This is a genomic window from Ideonella sp. P3_A4, assembly GCF_056403075.1.
Genome location: NZ_JBFUGE010000091.1, coordinates 1 through 16774 on the forward strand (window position 1 = coordinate 1; position 16774 = coordinate 16774).

General features: G+C 67.7%; 21 protein-coding genes. 4 read left to right on the forward strand and 17 right to left on the reverse strand.

Annotated features, from left to right (window positions below):
* Nucleotides 1-843: AsmA family protein (locus AC1DYI_RS11320; RefSeq protein ID WP_477204209.1), on the reverse strand; the 843-nt coding region annotated here is incomplete at its 3' end.
* A 66-nt stretch (nucleotides 844-909) separates the two neighbouring features.
* Nucleotides 910-1227, reverse strand: coding sequence for a BON domain-containing protein (locus AC1DYI_RS11325; protein WP_477204210.1), 318 nt, complete (start codon nucleotides 1225-1227; stop codon nucleotides 910-912).
* Between the two features lie 401 nt (nucleotides 1228-1628).
* Here AC1DYI_RS11325 and AC1DYI_RS11330 point away from each other — a divergent pair, with 401 nt between their 5' ends.
* Nucleotides 1629-1976, forward strand: a complete 348-nt coding sequence (locus tag AC1DYI_RS11330; protein WP_477204211.1) for a hypothetical protein — start codon at nucleotides 1629-1631, stop codon at nucleotides 1974-1976.
* A gap of 188 nt (nucleotides 1977-2164) precedes the next feature.
* Here AC1DYI_RS11330 and AC1DYI_RS11335 read toward each other — a convergent pair whose 3' ends face one another.
* The 11 genes from AC1DYI_RS11335 to AC1DYI_RS11385 form a co-directional block, all read right to left on the reverse strand.
* Nucleotides 2165-2584, reverse strand: coding sequence for a YXWGXW repeat-containing protein (locus AC1DYI_RS11335; RefSeq protein WP_477204212.1), 420 nt, complete (start codon nucleotides 2582-2584; stop codon nucleotides 2165-2167).
* Nucleotides 2585-2757: 173 nt separating this feature from the next.
* The gene (gene cyoE / locus AC1DYI_RS11340; protein WP_477204228.1) at nucleotides 2758-3663 is read right to left on the reverse strand and encodes a heme o synthase; all 906 of its coding nucleotides are present in this window, start codon (nucleotides 3661-3663) and stop codon (nucleotides 2758-2760) included.
* 23 nt (nucleotides 3664-3686) lie between these two features.
* The gene (locus tag AC1DYI_RS11345) at nucleotides 3687-4040 is read right to left on the reverse strand and encodes a cytochrome C oxidase subunit IV family protein (protein ID WP_477204229.1); all 354 of its coding nucleotides are present in this window, start codon (nucleotides 4038-4040) and stop codon (nucleotides 3687-3689) included.
* Nucleotides 4041-4051: 11 nt separating this feature from the next.
* Nucleotides 4052-4795, reverse strand: coding sequence for a heme-copper oxidase subunit III family protein (locus AC1DYI_RS11350; RefSeq protein WP_477204213.1), 744 nt, complete (start codon nucleotides 4793-4795; stop codon nucleotides 4052-4054).
* Nucleotides 4796-4816: 21 nt separating this feature from the next.
* Complete coding sequence (locus tag AC1DYI_RS11355; protein ID WP_477204214.1) at nucleotides 4817-5443, reverse strand: cytochrome c oxidase subunit 3; 627 nt, start codon at nucleotides 5441-5443, stop codon at nucleotides 4817-4819.
* 10 nt (nucleotides 5444-5453) lie between these two features.
* A complete protein-coding gene (locus AC1DYI_RS11360) occupies nucleotides 5454-7202 on the reverse strand; it encodes a cytochrome c oxidase subunit I (protein WP_477204215.1) in 1749 nt (582 codons plus the stop codon).
* Between the two features lie 41 nt (nucleotides 7203-7243).
* On the reverse strand, nucleotides 7244-8365 hold the full coding sequence (locus AC1DYI_RS11365; protein ID WP_477204216.1) for a cytochrome c oxidase subunit II: 1122 nt from the start codon (nucleotides 8363-8365) through the stop codon (nucleotides 7244-7246).
* A gap of 117 nt (nucleotides 8366-8482) precedes the next feature.
* Nucleotides 8483-9010 (reverse strand): hypothetical protein, encoded by a 528-nt coding sequence (locus AC1DYI_RS11370; protein WP_477204217.1) that lies wholly within the window; start codon nucleotides 9008-9010, stop codon nucleotides 8483-8485.
* Nucleotides 9011-9462: 452 nt separating this feature from the next.
* On the reverse strand, nucleotides 9463-10176 hold the full coding sequence (locus AC1DYI_RS11375) for an ArsR/SmtB family transcription factor (protein ID WP_477204218.1): 714 nt from the start codon (nucleotides 10174-10176) through the stop codon (nucleotides 9463-9465).
* Nucleotides 10177-10181: 5 nt separating this feature from the next.
* Nucleotides 10182-10526, reverse strand: coding sequence for an antibiotic biosynthesis monooxygenase family protein (locus AC1DYI_RS11380; RefSeq protein WP_477204219.1), 345 nt, complete (start codon nucleotides 10524-10526; stop codon nucleotides 10182-10184).
* Complete coding sequence (locus AC1DYI_RS11385) at nucleotides 10526-10867, reverse strand: NIPSNAP family protein (RefSeq protein WP_477204220.1); 342 nt, start codon at nucleotides 10865-10867, stop codon at nucleotides 10526-10528. Before AC1DYI_RS11385 ends, AC1DYI_RS11380 begins: the two co-directional genes overlap by 1 nt.
* 181 nt (nucleotides 10868-11048) lie before the next feature.
* On the opposite strand from AC1DYI_RS11385, the gene AC1DYI_RS11390 reads away from it, so the two are divergent.
* Nucleotides 11049-11348 carry an antibiotic biosynthesis monooxygenase family protein gene (locus tag AC1DYI_RS11390; protein ID WP_477204221.1) on the forward strand — a complete coding sequence of 100 codons (300 nt, stop codon included), beginning with the start codon at nucleotides 11049-11051 and terminating at the stop codon, nucleotides 11346-11348.
* Here AC1DYI_RS11390 and AC1DYI_RS11395 read toward each other — a convergent pair.
* The 3 genes from AC1DYI_RS11395 to AC1DYI_RS11405 form a co-directional block, all read right to left on the reverse strand.
* Nucleotides 11345-12835 carry a cytochrome P450 gene (locus AC1DYI_RS11395; protein ID WP_477204222.1) on the reverse strand — a complete coding sequence of 497 codons (1491 nt, stop codon included), beginning with the start codon at nucleotides 12833-12835 and terminating at the stop codon, nucleotides 11345-11347. The two genes, AC1DYI_RS11390 and AC1DYI_RS11395, sit on opposite strands and share 4 nt — an antisense overlap.
* A 117-nt stretch (nucleotides 12836-12952) precedes the next feature.
* Entirely contained in the window at nucleotides 12953-13633 is a 681-nt protein-coding gene (locus AC1DYI_RS11400) for a protein-L-isoaspartate(D-aspartate) O-methyltransferase (protein ID WP_477204223.1), read from the reverse strand.
* A 98-nt stretch (nucleotides 13634-13731) separates the two neighbouring features.
* Complete coding sequence (locus AC1DYI_RS11405) at nucleotides 13732-14100, reverse strand: hypothetical protein (protein ID WP_477204224.1); 369 nt, start codon at nucleotides 14098-14100, stop codon at nucleotides 13732-13734.
* Nucleotides 14101-14708: 608 nt separating this feature from the next.
* Between AC1DYI_RS11405 and AC1DYI_RS11410 the strand changes: the two genes are divergently transcribed.
* Nucleotides 14709-15359, forward strand: a complete 651-nt coding sequence (locus AC1DYI_RS11410; RefSeq protein ID WP_477204225.1) for a Clp protease/crotonase-like domain-containing protein — start codon at nucleotides 14709-14711, stop codon at nucleotides 15357-15359.
* A 90-nt stretch (nucleotides 15360-15449) separates the two neighbouring features.
* Nucleotides 15450-16004, forward strand: coding sequence for a hypothetical protein (locus AC1DYI_RS11415; RefSeq protein WP_477204226.1), 555 nt, complete (start codon nucleotides 15450-15452; stop codon nucleotides 16002-16004).
* 6 nt (nucleotides 16005-16010) lie between these two features.
* On the opposite strand, the gene AC1DYI_RS11420 is transcribed toward AC1DYI_RS11415, so the two are convergent.
* Nucleotides 16011-16568, reverse strand: coding sequence for a DUF1579 family protein (locus AC1DYI_RS11420; protein WP_477204227.1), 558 nt, complete (start codon nucleotides 16566-16568; stop codon nucleotides 16011-16013).
* Nucleotides 16569-16774: the final 206 nt, after the last annotated feature.

The window sequence follows — 16774 nt, forward strand, 5'->3', positions numbered from 1 at the left end:
GCTCAGCACGTAGTGGCCGGACAAGGACTGCTGGCCCATCAGGTCGCGCACCTTGCCTTCGAACTTCAACCGCGCGCGGCCGGCACTGCCATCGAACGTGAGCGGCACCTCGGACGGGCTCAGCGCATCGAGACCCGGCAGCACGGCGCCGGTGTGTGCCTGCACGGTGATCGGCGCGTCGCGGTAGCGGCCCTTGGCCTGCGCCGTCCAGCCGGGCTGGTTCTGCCAGGCGTTGGGCAGGTAGGCGAACTGGCCGTCCAACTGCACGGCGTTGAGGGTGTCGATCAGCTTCAGCTGGCCATTGCTCACGACCAGCGACTCGAAGTGCACGCCGTCGATCGGCGGCTTGTCGTTGGGTGGCGCGGCCGGATCGGCGCCGAACTGCCAGCTCGCGCGGCCATCGGCCTGGCGCTCCAGTTGCAGCTGCAGACCATCGGCGGTCAGCGACTGCACGGTCAGCGCATGGCCGCCGCGCGCCGCGAACAGATCGCGGTAGCGCAGACTCAATTCGACCTCGTGGGCCTGCACCATCGGGCCCAGCGCGCTCCACGACGGGTTGGCGACATTCAGTTCGGCAACCTGCAGCCGGATGCGGCCCAGCAGCGACAGGCGAAAGCCGTTCTCGGCCTCGTCGCCGAAGTGAACTTCACGCGCCAGGTGCTTGCTCAGCCAGCGCTCGGCCGGGTGGGCCAGGAAGCGCCAGCCCTGCGACTCGGCCAGCCCGATTGCTGCCGCTAGGCCGACGACCAGTCCGAGCGGCAGCAGCCACGGCCAGCGACGATGCCGGCGTGGGGGATCTGACGGGGTCGCCACGGGGGCGGTCATCGGGGCTTCGGTATTCATGATGGTGGGCCTTCTTCGCTCAGCCGGGCCGGTGGGGGCGGTCCGGCGAGCGCGCAGCCATGCTCATCAGGAGCGCACGACGATCTGGTTCTTCACGACCTTCACGCCGTGAACGTTGCGAGCGATGTTCTCGGCCTCGCCGCGCTCGGTGCCGCTCTTGGCGAAGCCCGACAGCATCACTTCACCGTTCAGCGTCTCGACCTTGATCGAGGTGGCGTCGACGGCATGCGATTCGACGAAGCGGGCCTTCACCGCGGTGGTGATGGTGGCGTCGTCGATGTACTCGCCGACCGAGGACTGGCCGCGCGAGACGGCGCAGCCGGGCAGCGTGGTCAGGGCGGCCATGGCGGTGGCGATGGCGACAAGGGTGGTGCGAGTGTTCATGATGTGGACCTCCAAAGTGCGCGGCACGGTTGCGTGTCGTGCCTGTTCTCTGCTGCAAAGGTATTTCGGGATCGCTGGCCGCGGGCCCGAAGGTGCATGACCAGCGTCTGTCAACAAGGCGGCCCGGGGCACGGCACGGCCCGTCTGTCGATGGCGAGACCTTAGGCTGCGGCGATGCGTGGCCCCATCGGAAGACGGCGTCGCGTGCTGTAGGACGTTGCCGCGCACCGGGCCTGGGGCGACCGTCGGCGCGCCGGGCTGGTGCGCGGTCCGAAGCGGGATCAATTCGCGTGCCTGCCTTGCGCGCCGCTGTCCTACAGCCGACACCGCCGGCAGCCGACGCGCAAGCGCTGGGCGCTTGCCCAGACTGGGTGTCACGTCCCGTCCACAAGGAGTAGACGATGAACAGTCATGCCCATCCCCATCCCGACACCCGCTTCCATGCGCAAGGGCCGGCCGAACACGAACCCTACACACCGCCGCGCCGCCACTGGCCCGGCGTGCTGGCGGCGCTGGCGGTGGCCGCCGTGGTCGCGCTGGTGGCGGTGAACAGCACCGACCAGAAGGACACCGTGCCGGCAGCACCGTTGATCACCGAGCCGACGGCGGCCGGCCCTGCCAATGCGTCGCCGACCAGCGAGCAGACGGCTGATCGTCTGGTCGAAGACACCAGCCGCGTGATCGTCACCGAGGAGCAACCGGTCGACGTGTCGACCCCGCCGGTGGAAGACCGAGCACCGGCGCAGTAGATGCCCACTGCCCGACGGCGTTGAGCGCAGCGCCGAACGCAATGCCTGAAGCGGCCGGATTCACCGGCCGCTTTTTCTTTGTCTGCCCTTTGCCTGCACTTTGTCTACCGGGGGCGCAAAAAAGCCCGGCCGTCTTCCCGAACGGCCGGGCAACTTCAGGAGGGAGTCGAGAGGTTGGTGTGGGCGGCTCAGCGGCCGTTCACGTTCGGGTGGCGGTCGACCCGGTTCGGCACGCCGTCACCATCGCGGTCGGCGTCGCGCCCGTTGCGCACGCCGTCGTGGTCCTTGTCGTGGCGGGACCAGGCGCCATGCGTGAAGTACCACTGGCCGTTGCGTTCGACCCAGCGGGGCTCAACGTAAACGTAGCCTGGGCGAGCGGCCGTCCAGGTGCCGCCGACCCAGACGTGGGTGTTGCCACGCCAGGCCCAGTAGCCCGGGGTCCAGACGAAGCCCGGCCGCGGCGGCGGCATCGGTTCATAACGGGGCGCCGGCGGTGGCACGCGCAGTACCAGGTCGACGTCGACATCGACGCCGGCCGAGGCGGTTTGCGGCAGCATCGCGGCCATCGGGGCGAGCAGCGACAACGCGATCATGGATGCTTTCAACATGGTGGTCCCTTTCTGTGAAGACAGGCCATGTCGGGCATCTTCTGTGGCGCGCCGAGCGTGCTCCATCGGACATCGGCGAATCGGCGTGTAGGCCAAAACCTTTCGCCGGACGGCCCAGGCGGAGGACGGGCAAGGTTCGGGCCCGCGCGGCCCGCGGCATCGACCCGGGTCAGTCAGACCGCGAGCGCCATCGACAGGTAGTGCTCGCCCAGCAGCAGTGCAAACAGAGCGAACAGGTCGACGATCGAATAGCGGAACGTCGGCATCGCCCATCGCGCCGGGTCTTGACGCAGCCGCCACGCGAACCAGACGAAGCGCGCGCCGAAGCCGGCGGCGCCCAGCGTGTAAAGCCAGCCGCCGACACCGCCGACCATGCCGATGGCTTGCGGGATCAGCGTGATCGCCCACAGCACGACTGCGTACTGCAGCACCCGGTTCGCGGTGAAGGGCACGCCGTGGATCACCGGCAGCATCGGCACGCCCGCGCGGGCGTAGTCGTCCTTGCGGTGGATCGCCAGGGCCCAGAAGTGCGGCGGTGTCCAGATGAAGATGATCAGGAACAGCAGCAGCGCGCCCGGCTCGATCTGTCCACTGACAGCGACCCAGCCCAGCAGCGGCGGCGCCGCGCCGGCCGCGCCGCCGATCACGATGTTCTGCGGCGTGCGGTGTTTCAGGAACAGGCTGTAGACACCCGCGTAGCCGATCAGCGAGCCGACCGTCAGCACCGCGCACAGCACGTTGGTGAAGGCGAGCAGCAGCGCCACGCCGGCCAGCCCGATGGCACCGGCGAACAGCGCCACCTGCGGCGTGCCGAGCGCGCCGCGCGGCAGCGGCCGGCCGCGGGTGCGCGCCATCACCGCATCGATGCGCTGGTCGACCAGGTGGTTGATCGCGGCGGCGCTGCCGGCCACCAGCGCGATGCCGAGCGAGCCGAAGGCCAGCACCGGCCACGGCGRCGCCGCCGGGCTGGCCAGCAGCATGCCGACCACCGCGGTGAACAACATCAGCGCGACGACGCGCGGCTTGGTCAGCTCGAAGTACTCGCGCCAGACGGCCCGGCGGCCGGCTGGCAGGGTCAGCGGGGTGGCGATGGTGAGGTCTCCTAGCGGAAGAACAGCAGCCGGGTGAGGTTGGTGTAGTTGGCCTCCGAAGCCATCAGGCCGACCAACACCATCAGCGCCCCGGGCGGGATCAGGATCGCGCAGACCAGCGCCATCCTTTCCCAGGCCATGTGCATGAAGACGGCGACGATCAAGCCCGCCTTCAGCATCATGAACAGCAGGATCAGCGTCCAGCGCAAGCCGCCCTGGAAGTGGAAATAGTCGACCAGGTAGGACAGCGTGCTGAGCACGAACAGCAGGCCCCAGATCTTGAAATACAGCCCGATCGGGTGCTGCTGTGCGTGCTGCTGCGGGGCGGTGCCAGGGGTGGTGCCCGGCGTGGCGACGTGTTCCATGGCAATGCCTTTCACCAGAGGTAGAACAGGGCAAAGATGAAGACCCAGACCAGGTCCACGAAGTGCCAATACAGGCCGGCGATCTCGACGATCTGGAAGTTGCCGCGGTCGTACTTGCCGGCCAGCAGACGCAGCGCCACGACCGAGAGGTAGATCACGCCAGCCGTCACGTGCAGGCCGTGGAAGCCGGTGACCATGAAGAAGACCGAGCCGAACTGCGCCGCGCCCATCGGGTTGCCCCAGGGCCGCACGCCCTCGTCCATGATCAGCTTGGTCCATTCGAAGGCCTGCATGCCGACGAAGGTGGCGCCGAAGGCGGCGGTGACGAACATCAGCTTCGCCGCGGTGACCTTGTCGCGTCGGTAGGCGCAGTTGACTGCCATCGCCATCGTGCCGCTCGAGCTGATCAGGATGAAGGTCATGATCGCGATCAGCAGCAAGGGCACCGGCTTGCCGCCGATGTCCAGCGAGAACACCTCGCTCGGGTTCGGCCACGGCACGGTGGTCGAGGTGCGCACCGTCATGTAGCCGGTCAGGAACGAGCCGAAGATGAAGGTGTCGGACAGCAGGAAGATCCACATCATCGCCTTGCCCCAGGCGACCTGGAAGGTCTGCTGGTCACCCGACCAGTCGGCCACCAGGCCGCGCAAGCCGGCGACCTGGCCATCGCCGTGGGGCGCGGCATGGGCCGGCGGCGCGGGGCCGCGGCTGCCACCGGCGACAGCGCCGGGAGGATCCAAAGGCATGTCGGTCATCGCGTCACTCCTTTGATGTCGTCAACCACGGCCGCAGATGAAGCGCACGATCTCGGGGGTTAGGAGAGCCAGCGCTGCGAACAGCACCACCCACACCACCAGCAGAAAGTGCCAGTAGCGCGCGCACAGCTGCACGCGCCAAGCCGCGGCCGGCAGTTCAGCGGCGGGTACCGACAAGGCCTGCGCGGCGATGCTCCAGGCGACCAGGCCACCCAGCACGTGCAGGCCGTGCAGGGCGGTCAGTACATAGAAGAAGCTCGCCGCCGGGTTGCCGGCCAGCGGCACGCGCTGGTCGATCAGCGCCTGCCAGCCCCACAGCTGCGAGCCGACGAAGGCGGCGGCCGCGGCACCGCCAGCCACCAGCATCGGCTTCAGCTGCCCGCTGTTGCCGGCGGCTGCCGTGGTGCCGGCGCGTTGCATGAACACACTGCCGGCCACCAGCAGCGCGGTCGACAGCCACAGCTGCCACGGCATCGCGATCGGTGACCAATCGGCGGCGTCCATGCGCATGCCGTAGGCCACGACGAAGAGCGAGAAGAAGGTGGTCGCGACACCGATGAACAACCACAACGCGGTGCAGGCAGCACGCGGGTGATTGATCTCGGCCGCGGCGGGCATGTTCGAAGGGGGCAGGACTCGGCTGGTCATGGTGCGGTCCTTAGTGTTCCTGTGAAGGCTCGGCACCACCGGCAGAGGCCGGTGCGTTCTGCGGGATGAAGTCTTCGCGCGAGCCGGGCATGTTGAAGGCGTAGGCCCAGCGGTGGACGGACGGCAGCTTGGGCCCCCAGTTCAGGTGCTTGGGCGGCGTTTGCGGCGTGAACCATTCGAGCGAGCAGGCGCGCCACGGGTTGGACGGTGCCTTCTCGCCGTACTTCAGGCTCCACAGCAGGTTGAAGACGTAGATCATCTGGGCCGCGCCGAGGAACAGCGCGACCACGGTGATGAACTGGTTCAGCGTGTGGGCCGAGGGCGGGATGAAGGTGTAGCCCTCGTAGTTGTAGTAGCGCCGCGGCATGCCCAGCACGCCCAGGTAGTGCATCGGGAAATAGATCAGGTAGGTGCCGAGGAAGGTGATCCAGAAGTGCGCCTTGCCCATCGTGTCGTTGAGCATGCGGCCGGTGATCTTCGGGTACCAGTGGTAGATGCCGCCGAACACGACCAGCAGCGGCGCCACGCCCATCACCATGTGGAAGTGAGCGACGACGAAATAGGTGCCCGACAGCGGGATGTCGACACTGACGTTGCCGAGGAACAGGCCAGTCAACCCGCCCGACAGGAAGGTCAGCAAAAAGGCCAGCGTGAACAGCATCGGCACTGTCAGGTGGATGTCGCCACGCCACAGCGTGAGCACCCAGTTGTAGACCTTGATTGCGGTCGGCACCGCGATGATCAGCGTGCTGGTCGCGAAGAAGAAGCCGAACCACGGGTTCATGCCGCTGACGAACATGTGGTGAGCCCAGACCACGAAGCTCAACGCGCCGATGATCACGATCGCCCAGACCATCGTGCGGTAGCCGAAGATCGCCTTGCGTGCGTGCACGCTGATCAGGTCGGACACGACGCCGAAGGCCGGCAGCGCGACGATGTAGACCTCGGGGTGGCCGAAGAACCAGAACAGGTGTTGGAACAGCAGCGGGCTGCCGCCCCGGTGGCCGCTGACCTCGCCCATGCTGACCAGCGCCGGCATGAAGAAGCTGGTGCCCAGGGTCTTGTCCAGCATCATCATCACGCCCGAGACGAACAGCGCCGGGAAGGCCAGCAGTGCCAGGATCGTGGCGACGAAGATGCCCCAGACCGACAGCGGCATGCGCAGCAGCGTCATGCCTTCGCAGCGCGCCTGCAGCACGGTGGTGACGTAGTTCAGGCCGCCCATCGTCGTCGCGACGATGAAGATCAGCAGCGAGACCAGCATCAGGATGATGCCCCAGTCCCAGCCGGGCGTGCCGGGCAGGATGGCCTGCGGCGGGTACAGCGTCCAGCCGGCGCCTGTCGGGCCACCCGGCACGAAGAAGCTGGCCATCAGCACGATCACGCTGAGCAGGTAGACCCAGAAGCTCAGCATGTTCATGTAGGGGAACACCATGTCCCGCGCGCCGATCATCAGCGGGATCAGGTAGTTGCCGAAGCCGCCGAGGAACAGGGCCGTCAGCAGGTAGATCACCATGATCATCCCGTGCATCGTGACGAACTGGTAATAACGCTCGGCGTTGATGAACTCGAACACGCCGGGGAAGCCGATCTGCAGCCGCATCAGGTTGGACAGCACCAGGCCGACGATGCCGACCAGGATCGCGGTGCCGCCGTACTGCACTGCGATCACCTTGTGGTCCTGGCTCCAGACGTACTTCGTGATGAAGGTCTGCGGCTCGTGGTGCTCGTGCAGGTCGTCGGTGTCGGCGTAGGCCATTGCGTTGTCCTGTCGGTCGGGGTTGGCCGGTTCGTGACTGGTTACTGGGGTGCCGTGCTGCCGTGCGATTTGATGAACGCGACCATCGCGTCCATCTCGTCATCGGCCAGCGGGATCGGCGGCATCACCTGCGCAAAGCCCTTGACCGCGCGGGCCTTCGGGTCCTTGATGAAGGCGCGCAGATAGGCGTCGTCGACCTTCGCGGTCGAGCCGTCGACCATCGTCTCGGTCTTGCCGTACAGGCCCTTCCAGGTCGGGCCGACGCCCGGATTGCCGTCGACCGTGTGGCAGGCCACGCAGCCCTTGGACTGGGCCAGCGCAGCGCCCTTGGCAACCAGGTCCTCACCGCCCGCACCGGCCGGCGCAGGCGGCTTCATGCTGGTGCTGAAGGTCGTCTGCTTCTTCAGCCAGGTCTTGAACGCGGCCTCGTCTTCGACGACGACCAGGCCGTGCATGTTCGGATGACCGACGCCGCACAACTGCGCGCACATCGCCTCGTAGCGGCCGGCCTGCGTCGGCGTGAACCAGAACCAGCTCATCTGGCCCGGCACGATGTTCATGCGGGCGCGGAACTGCGGCACGAAGTAGTCGTGCAGCACATCGTGCGAGCGGGCCAGCACCTTGACCGGCTGGTTCAGCGGCAGGTGCACCTCGTTGCCGGTGATGATCACGTCGTCCTGGCCGGCGGTGTCGGCTGGATCGAGCGCAAACGGGTTGGCCGCGGTGAAGAAGCGCGCGTCGCTGCCGCCCAGCTTGCCGTCGTCGCCGGTGAAGCGGTAGCGCCACTGCCATTGCTGGCCGAGGATCTCGAGCTGCATCGCATTGGCCGGCGGGTGCACATAGTCGGCATAGACCTTCAGCCCCGGCGCCAGCAGCGCGACGATGCCGATCGACGTGACGACGATCAGCCAGTGCTCAAGCTTCTTGTTGTCCGGCACGTAGGCCGCGCGTGCGCTGCCCGGCTGGTGCCGGAAGCGCCACAGCGTGTAGACCACGAACAGCAGGATGACGACGAAGAACGCGCCGGTCACGCCCATCGTGATCGAGAGCGTGTGGTCCATCTGAATCCAGTTCGACGCGAGCGGGGTCAACCACCAGGGGGTGAGCAGGTGGAAGACGACACTCGCGACGACGATCAGCAACAGCGCGATCGCGATGCTCATGGTTCGAAGCTCCGACGTGGGCGGGCCCGATGCTGGGCTGGTGCAGGCCCGCGGCGCCATGCCGCGGGGGCCTGAAGACACGCCGGGCCGCTGCGTGCAGCCCGGCGCGGGGCGTGTTCAGCCCTGGTCTTGGCGCTGCTGGCGGTACTGGGCCAGCTTGCCGTACAGCTCGGCGGCCGTGATGCCGAATATCAGATGGCAGGCGAAGGTGCCCCAGGCCCGCATCTCGGCGAACCATGGGAAGACTTCGGTCAACGCGAAGAAATTGAGCAGGTACAGCAGCGCGCCGAAGATCGCGCCGATCAGCGGCAACGAGACCTTGGTGTCATCGTCGTAGTGGTAGCCGGCCACCACCGCGCCCAGCACCAGCCCGAAGCTGATGCCCAGCACATAGTGCGTGAGCAGCGCCACGCCGACGGTGGTGGGGTCGAACACATGGGCCGGCGCGTGCAGCACCGAGTAGGGGCCCATCGAGATCGCCGCGACGAACTGCGAGATGCGCCAGGGCGCCTCGCCCATCATCGCGCCGGCCCACAACAGCTCCAGCACCATCAACACCGCGCCGGCGGCAAAGCCGGCCACGGCGGCCGCCATCAGATCGGGCGAGCGGCCCTCCCAGTGGTGCAAACGAAGACGCAGTTCCATGGTCACCTCCTCAAAGAAACGGAAGGGTCGCCCTGGTCCCCTCGTGGGGACTCCGACGTCGAAGACGTTGCACAGGGCGCCAAGAACGCAAAACGGCCGCAAAGCGGCCGGACACGGTGGGGCAAAGGTCCGACAAGGACAAGGACAGGCACAACGGCCGGCACGGCGGCCGGGGCAGGCAGCAGGTCATCGCCCGAACGAGCGACAAAATCGCGACGGCGCCCGCGCATGGGGGCGCACTGCGGGTGGCCCAGCGCTTGTTGCGTAGCGCCAGGCCGCTCGGTTCGCGACGGGCGGGTTCGCCTGCGCATAGCCACCCCCTTGCCAAAGTAAAGACAAGAAAGACTGCAACCGTTTCGGCGGTTTTACTCCTGTTGCCGGCTCAGGGCAAGGCGGGCTCTACCCTGCCGCCGCGGTGTTTTACAAACCGGTACGAGCCTGGGCCGACTGGCTCAGTGGGGGAGCCAAGCCAGTGCTCGGTGGCCTGTCGGTGTGGTGTCGAGCGCACGCTCGCCATCGTGCCGACGCAACCAGCCGCGGTTGACGAAGTGCTCGAGCAGCGCGCTGCCGAACGGGCCGGCGAGGTGGTCGCGCCGCTCGGACCAATCGAGGCACGGGTAGGCCTGGCGACGCGTGCCTGGCGAGGCCAGGCGCGTCTGCCACGCGGCGCCATCGAGGCCCCAATCGTTCAGGCCACGCCCACCCGATTCGCTGAGCGTGAAGACCGGGCCAGCGGCGCTGGTGCCGGCGCACAGCCAGCCTTGGCCTTGCAGGTGCTCGAGCAACGCGACGCCCGCGCGGCCGGCCAGGTGGCCGTAGCAGCAGCGTGCCTCACGCAACCGCGCGCGCCCGGGCCGGGCCCAGGTGGACTCGTGGCTGCCGCGTTCGGCCACCAGTGCCAGCGCCTCCAGCGCGTGCGCCACTTCGGCGTCGGCCAGGCGGTAGTAGCGGTGGCGGCCGCGCGGCTCGCAAGCCACCAGGCCCGCATCCAGCAGCTTGGCCAGGTGGGCGCTGGCGGTGGCGGCACTGACCGACGCGCAGGCGGCCAGCTCGCCGGCGCTGGCCAGCTCGCCGCCGAGCAGGTAGCTCAGCATGCGGGCGCGCGTTGCGTCGGCCATCAGCGCGGCAACGCGCACCAGGCGGGGTTCGTGGGCAGCGGTCTTCACGAGCGTCAGAGCAGGGCAGCGTTCGAATCGATTGGCGCTTCTTCGCGCTCGATCAGACTGTAGTCGCGCAGCACTTGCGCCACGCGGATGCGGTAGCTGGCGAACACCGCCTCGCGGCCTTCGCGCTGGCCGTCGCGATGCGTCGACTGGTTGCGCCAGCGTTTGACGGCCTCTTCATCGCGCCAGGTCGACAGCGACAAGAAAGTGCCCGGCCGGCTGAGGCTTTCGAAGCGCTCGACCGAGATGAAGCCGTCGATCTTCTGCAGCTCGGTCACCAGCTCGGCGGCGATCTCGAAATAGCGCTGGCCCTGGCCCGGTTTCGGGGTCACTTCAAAGATCACGGTCAGCATCAAACGGTCTCCAGCGTCGGGGTTTGCAGAAAGGTCGAGTCGACCACGCGGGTGAAGGTGCGCCATTCCTGCAGGATGAAGCGCTGCTTCTGCGCGAACTCGAAATTGGCGCGGCCCTCGGCATCTTCGCGCAGGCGCTGGCGATAGGCCTCGTAGGCGGCCAGGCTGGGGAAGGCGATCAGGCCCCAGGCTTCGTCGTTGGTGCCCTCGTGCGGCATGAAGTAGCCCAGCAGGTGGCCGCCGCAACGCGGGATCACGCGGGCCCAGGTCTCGGCGTAGCGCTCGAAGGCTTCGCGCTGGAAGGGGTCGAGGCGGTAGCGGATGAAGCAGGTCAAGGTCATGGTGTCGTTGATTCGTGGGCTGGAATGGCTGCAGTGTCGGCCGCCAGCGCCCTCCGATGTTTCGATGGTGGACGAAACGTCGACGAGGCGGCCTGATCGGCGTAATGTCCAGACGGCCAGCGACGACCAAGCGTGACAGCGGCCGCCGCTGCTGCCTCTTTGGTTGTCGAAAGGAGTCGTCATGACCGCGTTCAACATCGTCCGTTTCCGCGTCAAGCCGGGCCGGGAAGAGTCCTTCCTCGAGGCGCACCGCAAGGCCGACCCGACCTTCAAGGGCTTCTTGCGCGGCTCGATGGTCAAGACCGGCGACCGCACCTTCTGCCTGGTCGGCGAATGGGCATCGTTCGACGACCTTGCCGCCGCCCGGCCGAAGATGATCGGCCTGCTCGACAGCTTCCGTGCCGATCTCGAGGACCTGGGCAACGGCCTGGGTGTGACCGACCCGGTGTCCGGCGAAGTCGTGCTGGACCTGAAGCCCTAAACCGACAGCGCGGATGCGGTGCGCAACCGCATCCGCAGCCCCACCGGCGACATCGTCAGCGCCAGGCGCTCGCGCACCGGCGAGCCGTCCTCCGTGTCGACCGACTCGATGCGGAACGATGCCATCAGCATCGAGACCACCATCTTCATCTCGGCCAGTGCCAGGTAGCGCCCCGGGCAGATGCGCGGGCCGGCGCCGAACGGCATCGCGACCCGCTTGGCCGAACTGGCGGCCTGACCGGCCGGTCCGTTGGCCAGCCAGCGCTCGGGCATGAAGCGGTCGGCATCGACGAAGTGCGTGTGGCTGACCGCAGCCGGCCGCATCAGGCACATCACGAGGCTGTTCGCCGGCACCTCGATGCCGGCCACCACCGTGTCGCGCACGGCCTGCTGAATGTTCAAGGGTGCGACCGGCTTCAGGCGCATCGTCTCGTGCGCGCAGGCCTCGACATAGTCCAGCCGCTGCAACTGCTCGGGCAACGTCACCTGGCCCGCTTGGCCGACGATGGCGCGGGCCTCGGCTGCCGCGCGCATGGCGGCGCCGGGGTGGCCGTGCAGCAGCCAGATCATCCAGGCGAGCGTGTTGGCGGTGGTGTCTTCGCCGGCCAGCAGCATCGTCAGCACGTTGCCCGACACGTCCTCGTCGGTCACCGTGCTGCCTTCGCGATCACGCGCGGCGAGCATCGCCTCGATCAGGTTGCGCGGGTTCGCGCGCAGGGCCGGGTCGGCGTTCAGGCGTGCCCGCGCTGCGGCGATGAAGCCCTGCACCGCATCGGCCAACGCCACCAGGTGGTGATCGAGCCGGCGATCGGCCGGCAGCTTGAACCAGTCCCAGTAGCGCACCGGTGCCATCAGGCGCTTGAACAGCGCCGGAAGCACCTTGTCCAGGTGCTGCTGGATCACTTCGTCGTCCGACTCGATGGTGTTGATGTCGGCGCCGAAGGCCAGGCCGGCGGTCACGTCGACCGTGTAGCGCATCAGGTCGGCCTGCAGGTCGATCGGCTCGCCGCGCTGCGCGGCACGCTGCCAGCGCTGGGCAAAACGCTGCGTCACCTTCACCAGCGTCGGGAAGAAGGTCTTGATGTGGGTCGGGTCGAGGCCGGCCAGCACCATCGGGCGCTGGCGCCGCCAGGCTTCGCCGTTGGCGCTGAACAGGCCGTGAAAGCCGAACTCGCGCGCAGTCTGGCTCAGCCGCTCGGTGCGCTTGAAACCGTCGGGCCGGTCGCGCAGCACCGCGGCCACCACCTCGGGGTTGGACAGCACCAGGAAGCGCCGCCGGCCGATGCGCATGCGGTAGGCCTCGCCGTACTGCTGGGCCCAGGCTTCGGCCTGCTGGTGCAGGCGGTCGTGGTCGAACTGCCAGGCGTTGCCCAGCAGCGGCAGCCCGGTCGGGCCGGGCAGGTCGGCGATGCGGCGGGTGACGGCCGCCGCGGTGCTCGTCGCGGCAGGGGCCATCGGTGGGGACTGCGTCAGCGGGGTCGGTGACATGGGCGCTCCCAGCAGGTACGGCCGACAGAGGGTCGGCCCTGAAACACTACGCCCATCAATTCGCCAATGCATCCCCCATCCGGGGGAGACGTGTGCCGCTGCCGTGCCCGGGTGGGCTCAGCGCGGCGCGGTGTCTTCGAGCACCGAAAAGCGCACCGCAAAGATGTCGCGCCGGCGCAGCGTGCCGTCGCCGGCTTTGTCGATCACCAGCAGCTGCTGGTGGTCCGCCGGGCCGGCCGGCAGCACCAGCCGGCCGCCGGGCGCGAGCTGGTCGAGCAGGGCGGGCGGCACCTCTTCGGGTGCGGCGCTGACGATGATCTTGTCGAACGGCGCGTGCTCGGACCAGCCCTGGTGGCCGTTGGCCACCCGCAGCGTCACATTGGTGCAATCGAGCTGGCGCAGGCGTTGGCGCGCGCTCAGCGCGAGCGCTTCGATCAGCTCGACGCTGTAGACATGGCGGGCCAGGCGCGACAGGATGGCCGTCTGGTAGCCCAGGCCGGTGCCGATGTCGAGCAGCTTGTCGTCCGGCTGCGGATCGAGCAGGTCGGTCATCACGGCGACGATGAAGGGCTGCGAGATCGTCTTGCCGCAGCCGATCGGCAAGGGCGAGTCGGCGTAGGCATAGGGCTGCATGTCCTGCGGCACGAAGGCGTGGCGCGGCACATCGGCCAGCGCTTCCAGCACGCGCCGGTTCAAGGCCGCCTTGCCCAGGCGGCCGCAGTTGAAGATCACCAGCGCGGTGATCTCGGCCAGCATGCGCTCACGCGCCTGCACGTAGTCTTCGTCTTCGTGGGCCATGCGCCCTCCACGAGCCGGTGGCCGATGCGAAATGCTACGCCGACCGGTCGCGCTTCACCAGAGGCCAGACGCTGCCGCGGCCTCAGAGCCTCAGGCTCTCAGACCAGCGTCTGTTTCAGCAACAGCTTCAGCTGCTTGCGGCCGGCGGCATTGCTGCCGCGCCAGGCTTTCAGCGCCAGCTCGAGGAACTGCTCTTCCGTGGGCGACAGCCCCGGCGACGCATGCTCCTCGTCGAGCCAGCCGTTGGCCTGGCCACAGGCCGCTTCGATCTGCCGCGCCAGCTTGTCGCCGATCGGGCGGCTGCTCTTGATCTGGCTCCACATGCTGGGGCTGACCTGCAAGGCCTGCGCGAAAGCCTGCTCCAGCCCCTTGGGCGGCTCGCCAGCACGCATGCGCGCTTCGGCGAATTGCTGAAACAGCTGCAAGGCGTTGTGGCGACGGGTCAGCGTGAGGTTGGGTTCGGTCAAGGTGTTGCAGGCAGGCGACGACACAAGGGCTGCGGATTGTCGCATCGGCTTGACGCTTCAGTGAAGACTCTTTACAGTCCGCGCGTCGCTTCAAAAGCCTTTCCCGAGACCATCGTGAAGACCCGCGCCAAGAACCACTGCCAGCCTCTGTTGCCGCTCTTCGGCAGCCGCATGGCCATGCGTGGTGCGGCGGCTCAGCGCAACGCGCTGGGCCATGAGAAGCCAGCCCATCCGGGCGAGGGAGCTGCCTAAGCCGGCACCCTCAGCCACTCGAATTTTTTCGAGGCCCGGATCCCACCAGGATCCGGGCCTTTTGTTTTTCCGCCTTCCCATGGCGGGTGTGCTTTGGCACAACGACTGCGGCCGCGCCTTGTCGAACGTCGCCGCAGCCAGCATGTGCGCCACCGGGACGCCGGTGTCGTGCAGCGGACGCGCCTCACCCAGCAGCGTTCGCGCCTGAGCACAACCGCGATGGGAAGGATCAGTACGAAGCCGTGACCGCGTTGAGCGCAGGTTATGGCGCAAATCGGCCGCAACGATTGGGCGGCGCCGGAACCCGTCACCGGATGGAACACAGGGCTCATGTGAGCCTTTGGAGGGAGACAAGAATGAAGAACGAACAACTGCCCAAGATCGAGGTCCAGATCAAGCAGCCGCCGGTGCTGTTCAGCAAGACTCAAGGGCTGATCGAGCAACTGTCGCAACGCCTTGGTGGCCCGGTCGTGGCGTACTGGAACGGTGCGCGCGGCTCGGTCTGCCACAGCGACGTGGTCGCGCTGTACCACGTGCTGTCGCGCCTGGGCGAGCACGAGACGATCTACCTGTTCCTCAAGTCCGACGGCGGCAGCGGCCAGGTGTCGCTGCGGCTGGTCAACCTGCTGCGCCAGCATTGCCGCCGCCTGGTGGCGCTGGTGCCGCTGGAGTGCGCCTCGGCCGCGACGATGATCGCGCTCGGCGCCGACGGCATCCTGATGGGCGCGACGGCCCAGTGTCCTATCCCARGAATACACCGCATTGAGATTCGACCAGATGGTGATGATGGTGCGGCCGGACGGCTGGGCAGATACCCAGCGTATCTGCCCTGCTGGCCGGGCGCGCGAGCGCGCCATCTGGTCGAACCCTTCGGGCGGGCCGAAATGGGGCGCTCGCAGCGCCGCCAAGCCAGGCTGATACCGTCAGGTATCAACCTGGCTCGTCGTCTCGCGATCATCCCCATTGCGGCCCGTCCAATGCGGCGTATTCCTGGGATAGGACACTAGACCGCGGTCGACACCTCGCTGAACCACGCACTCTCGCCGCTGGACCGCGACAACGATCGTGTCAGCGTCAGCCTGAACGAGCTGCAGCGCGTGATCCGCCTGTGGCGCGAGCAGCAGGCGCAGGGCGACGTGGCGGCCGAGAACGCCTACAAGGCGCTGTTCCAGTATGTGCACCCGCTGGTGATCGGCGCGGTCGACCGTGCGGAGTCACTGTCGATCATGCTGTGCCGAGAGCTGCTGGCGTATCACATTGCCGACGCGGCCAAGGCCGAGGCGATCGCCAGCGCACTGAACGGCAAGTACCCGTCGCACAGCTACCCGATCCTGCTCGACGAGGCGGTCAAGATCGGCCTGCAGGCCGAGCGCATGCCGGCCGATGTCAACGCGCTGCTGGTGCAGCTGAACGCCTGCTACAGCGAGATGGGCCAGAAGGCGACGACCGACTTCGACGAGGTGCGTGCGCACAGCAACGAGATCGCCAACATCTGGGAGTCGCAGGGCGCGCAGGTCTACTACCAGCAGGACAAGGACTGGTTCTACCGCTCCGAAGAACGCCGCTGGATCACGCTGAACGACAACAGTGGCTGGCGCCGCATCGAGCGTGTCGGCAACCGCATCAAGCGCGGTGCGCTGCACGTGGCTTGATGCGCTTCACCCGGCCCGCTTGGTGAAGTGCATCTCCGCCAGCTTGACCAGCCGGCCGGACTGCATGGCCACCTGGTAGAAGGTCAGCGTGCGCAGGCTGTCGGACTCGTACGCTTCGGTCATGCGGTAGTTGACGGAATGGCCGGCGCCGTCCGGCTGCAGCGCGGTCCAGTACATCGTGCGGGTCTCGGCGTTCCAGTGGCCGAAGTCGGTGCGCACCGCGCCGTCGTTGGTGTCGACCCAGGTGTCGACATACTGTTTCGCCACCGGGTCCCAGCCCCAGACACCGTGCCCCTGGAACGCTGGCTTGGCTGACGCGCCGGCCGGCCCATGCACGACCAGGTCGTTGGTCACCCAATGGCCGTTGCTCAGCAGCACGTTGGTCTGCACGCCGCGGGCGCCGCCTTCCGCCTTGCCGGTGGTCGTGTCGAAAAACTGGATCTCGGCGTCCCACACGCCCGCCTGCATCTCGACCGGCCGGTACGGGCTCGGCTCGGGGGCGTCGGCGGCCAGGGTGGTGGTGGCGACGGCACACATCAGTGCGGCAAGGGCAATCAGGCGCATGGGGAGTCTCCGTGGGGTTGAAAGCCCGCCACGCTAGGCGAGGCACCGGCTTGGCCGAAGCGCCATGCGACGAGACGCGACAGGGGCGCACCGAAACCGGCTCTGTGGCGCTGAAGCCGGGCGTACCATCGCAGCCGTGGCCGGTGTTTCCATACCGGCCGTTGATGACGCGAAGGGAGATCGCATGCAGCGATGGACACCCCGGG

What these genes read in the sequence shown, in the direction of transcription:
- AC1DYI_RS11325 (WP_477204210.1), bottom strand. Translation starts at nt 1,227, where the DNA reads ATGAACACTCGCACCACCCTTGTCGCCATCGCCACCGCCATGGCCGCC.
- AC1DYI_RS11330 (WP_477204211.1), top strand. Translation starts at nt 1,629, where the DNA reads ATGAACAGTCATGCCCATCCCCATCCCGACACCCGCTTCCATGCGCAA.
- AC1DYI_RS11335 (WP_477204212.1), bottom strand. Translation starts at nt 2,584, where the DNA reads ATGTTGAAAGCATCCATGATCGCGTTGTCGCTGCTCGCCCCGATGGCC.
- AC1DYI_RS11345 (WP_477204229.1), bottom strand. Translation starts at nt 4,040, where the DNA reads ATGGAACACGTCGCCACGCCGGGCACCACCCCTGGCACCGCCCCGCAG.
- AC1DYI_RS11350 (WP_477204213.1), bottom strand. Translation starts at nt 4,795, where the DNA reads ATGACCGACATGCCTTTGGATCCTCCCGGCGCTGTCGCCGGTGGCAGC.
- AC1DYI_RS11355 (WP_477204214.1), bottom strand. Translation starts at nt 5,443, where the DNA reads ATGACCAGCCGAGTCCTGCCCCCTTCGAACATGCCCGCCGCGGCCGAG.
- AC1DYI_RS11360 (WP_477204215.1), bottom strand. Translation starts at nt 7,202, where the DNA reads ATGGCCTACGCCGACACCGACGACCTGCACGAGCACCACGAGCCGCAG.
- AC1DYI_RS11365 (WP_477204216.1), bottom strand. Translation starts at nt 8,365, where the DNA reads ATGAGCATCGCGATCGCGCTGTTGCTGATCGTCGTCGCGAGTGTCGTC.
- AC1DYI_RS11370 (WP_477204217.1), bottom strand. Translation starts at nt 9,010, where the DNA reads ATGGAACTGCGTCTTCGTTTGCACCACTGGGAGGGCCGCTCGCCCGAT.
- AC1DYI_RS11380 (WP_477204219.1), bottom strand. Translation starts at nt 10,526, where the DNA reads ATGCTGACCGTGATCTTTGAAGTGACCCCGAAACCGGGCCAGGGCCAG.
- AC1DYI_RS11385 (WP_477204220.1), bottom strand. Translation starts at nt 10,867, where the DNA reads ATGACCTTGACCTGCTTCATCCGCTACCGCCTCGACCCCTTCCAGCGC.
- AC1DYI_RS11390 (WP_477204221.1), top strand. Translation starts at nt 11,049, where the DNA reads ATGACCGCGTTCAACATCGTCCGTTTCCGCGTCAAGCCGGGCCGGGAA.
- AC1DYI_RS11395 (WP_477204222.1), bottom strand. Translation starts at nt 12,835, where the DNA reads ATGTCACCGACCCCGCTGACGCAGTCCCCACCGATGGCCCCTGCCGCG.
- AC1DYI_RS11400 (WP_477204223.1), bottom strand. Translation starts at nt 13,633, where the DNA reads ATGGCCCACGAAGACGAAGACTACGTGCAGGCGCGTGAGCGCATGCTG.
- AC1DYI_RS11420 (WP_477204227.1), bottom strand. Translation starts at nt 16,568, where the DNA reads ATGCGCCTGATTGCCCTTGCCGCACTGATGTGTGCCGTCGCCACCACC.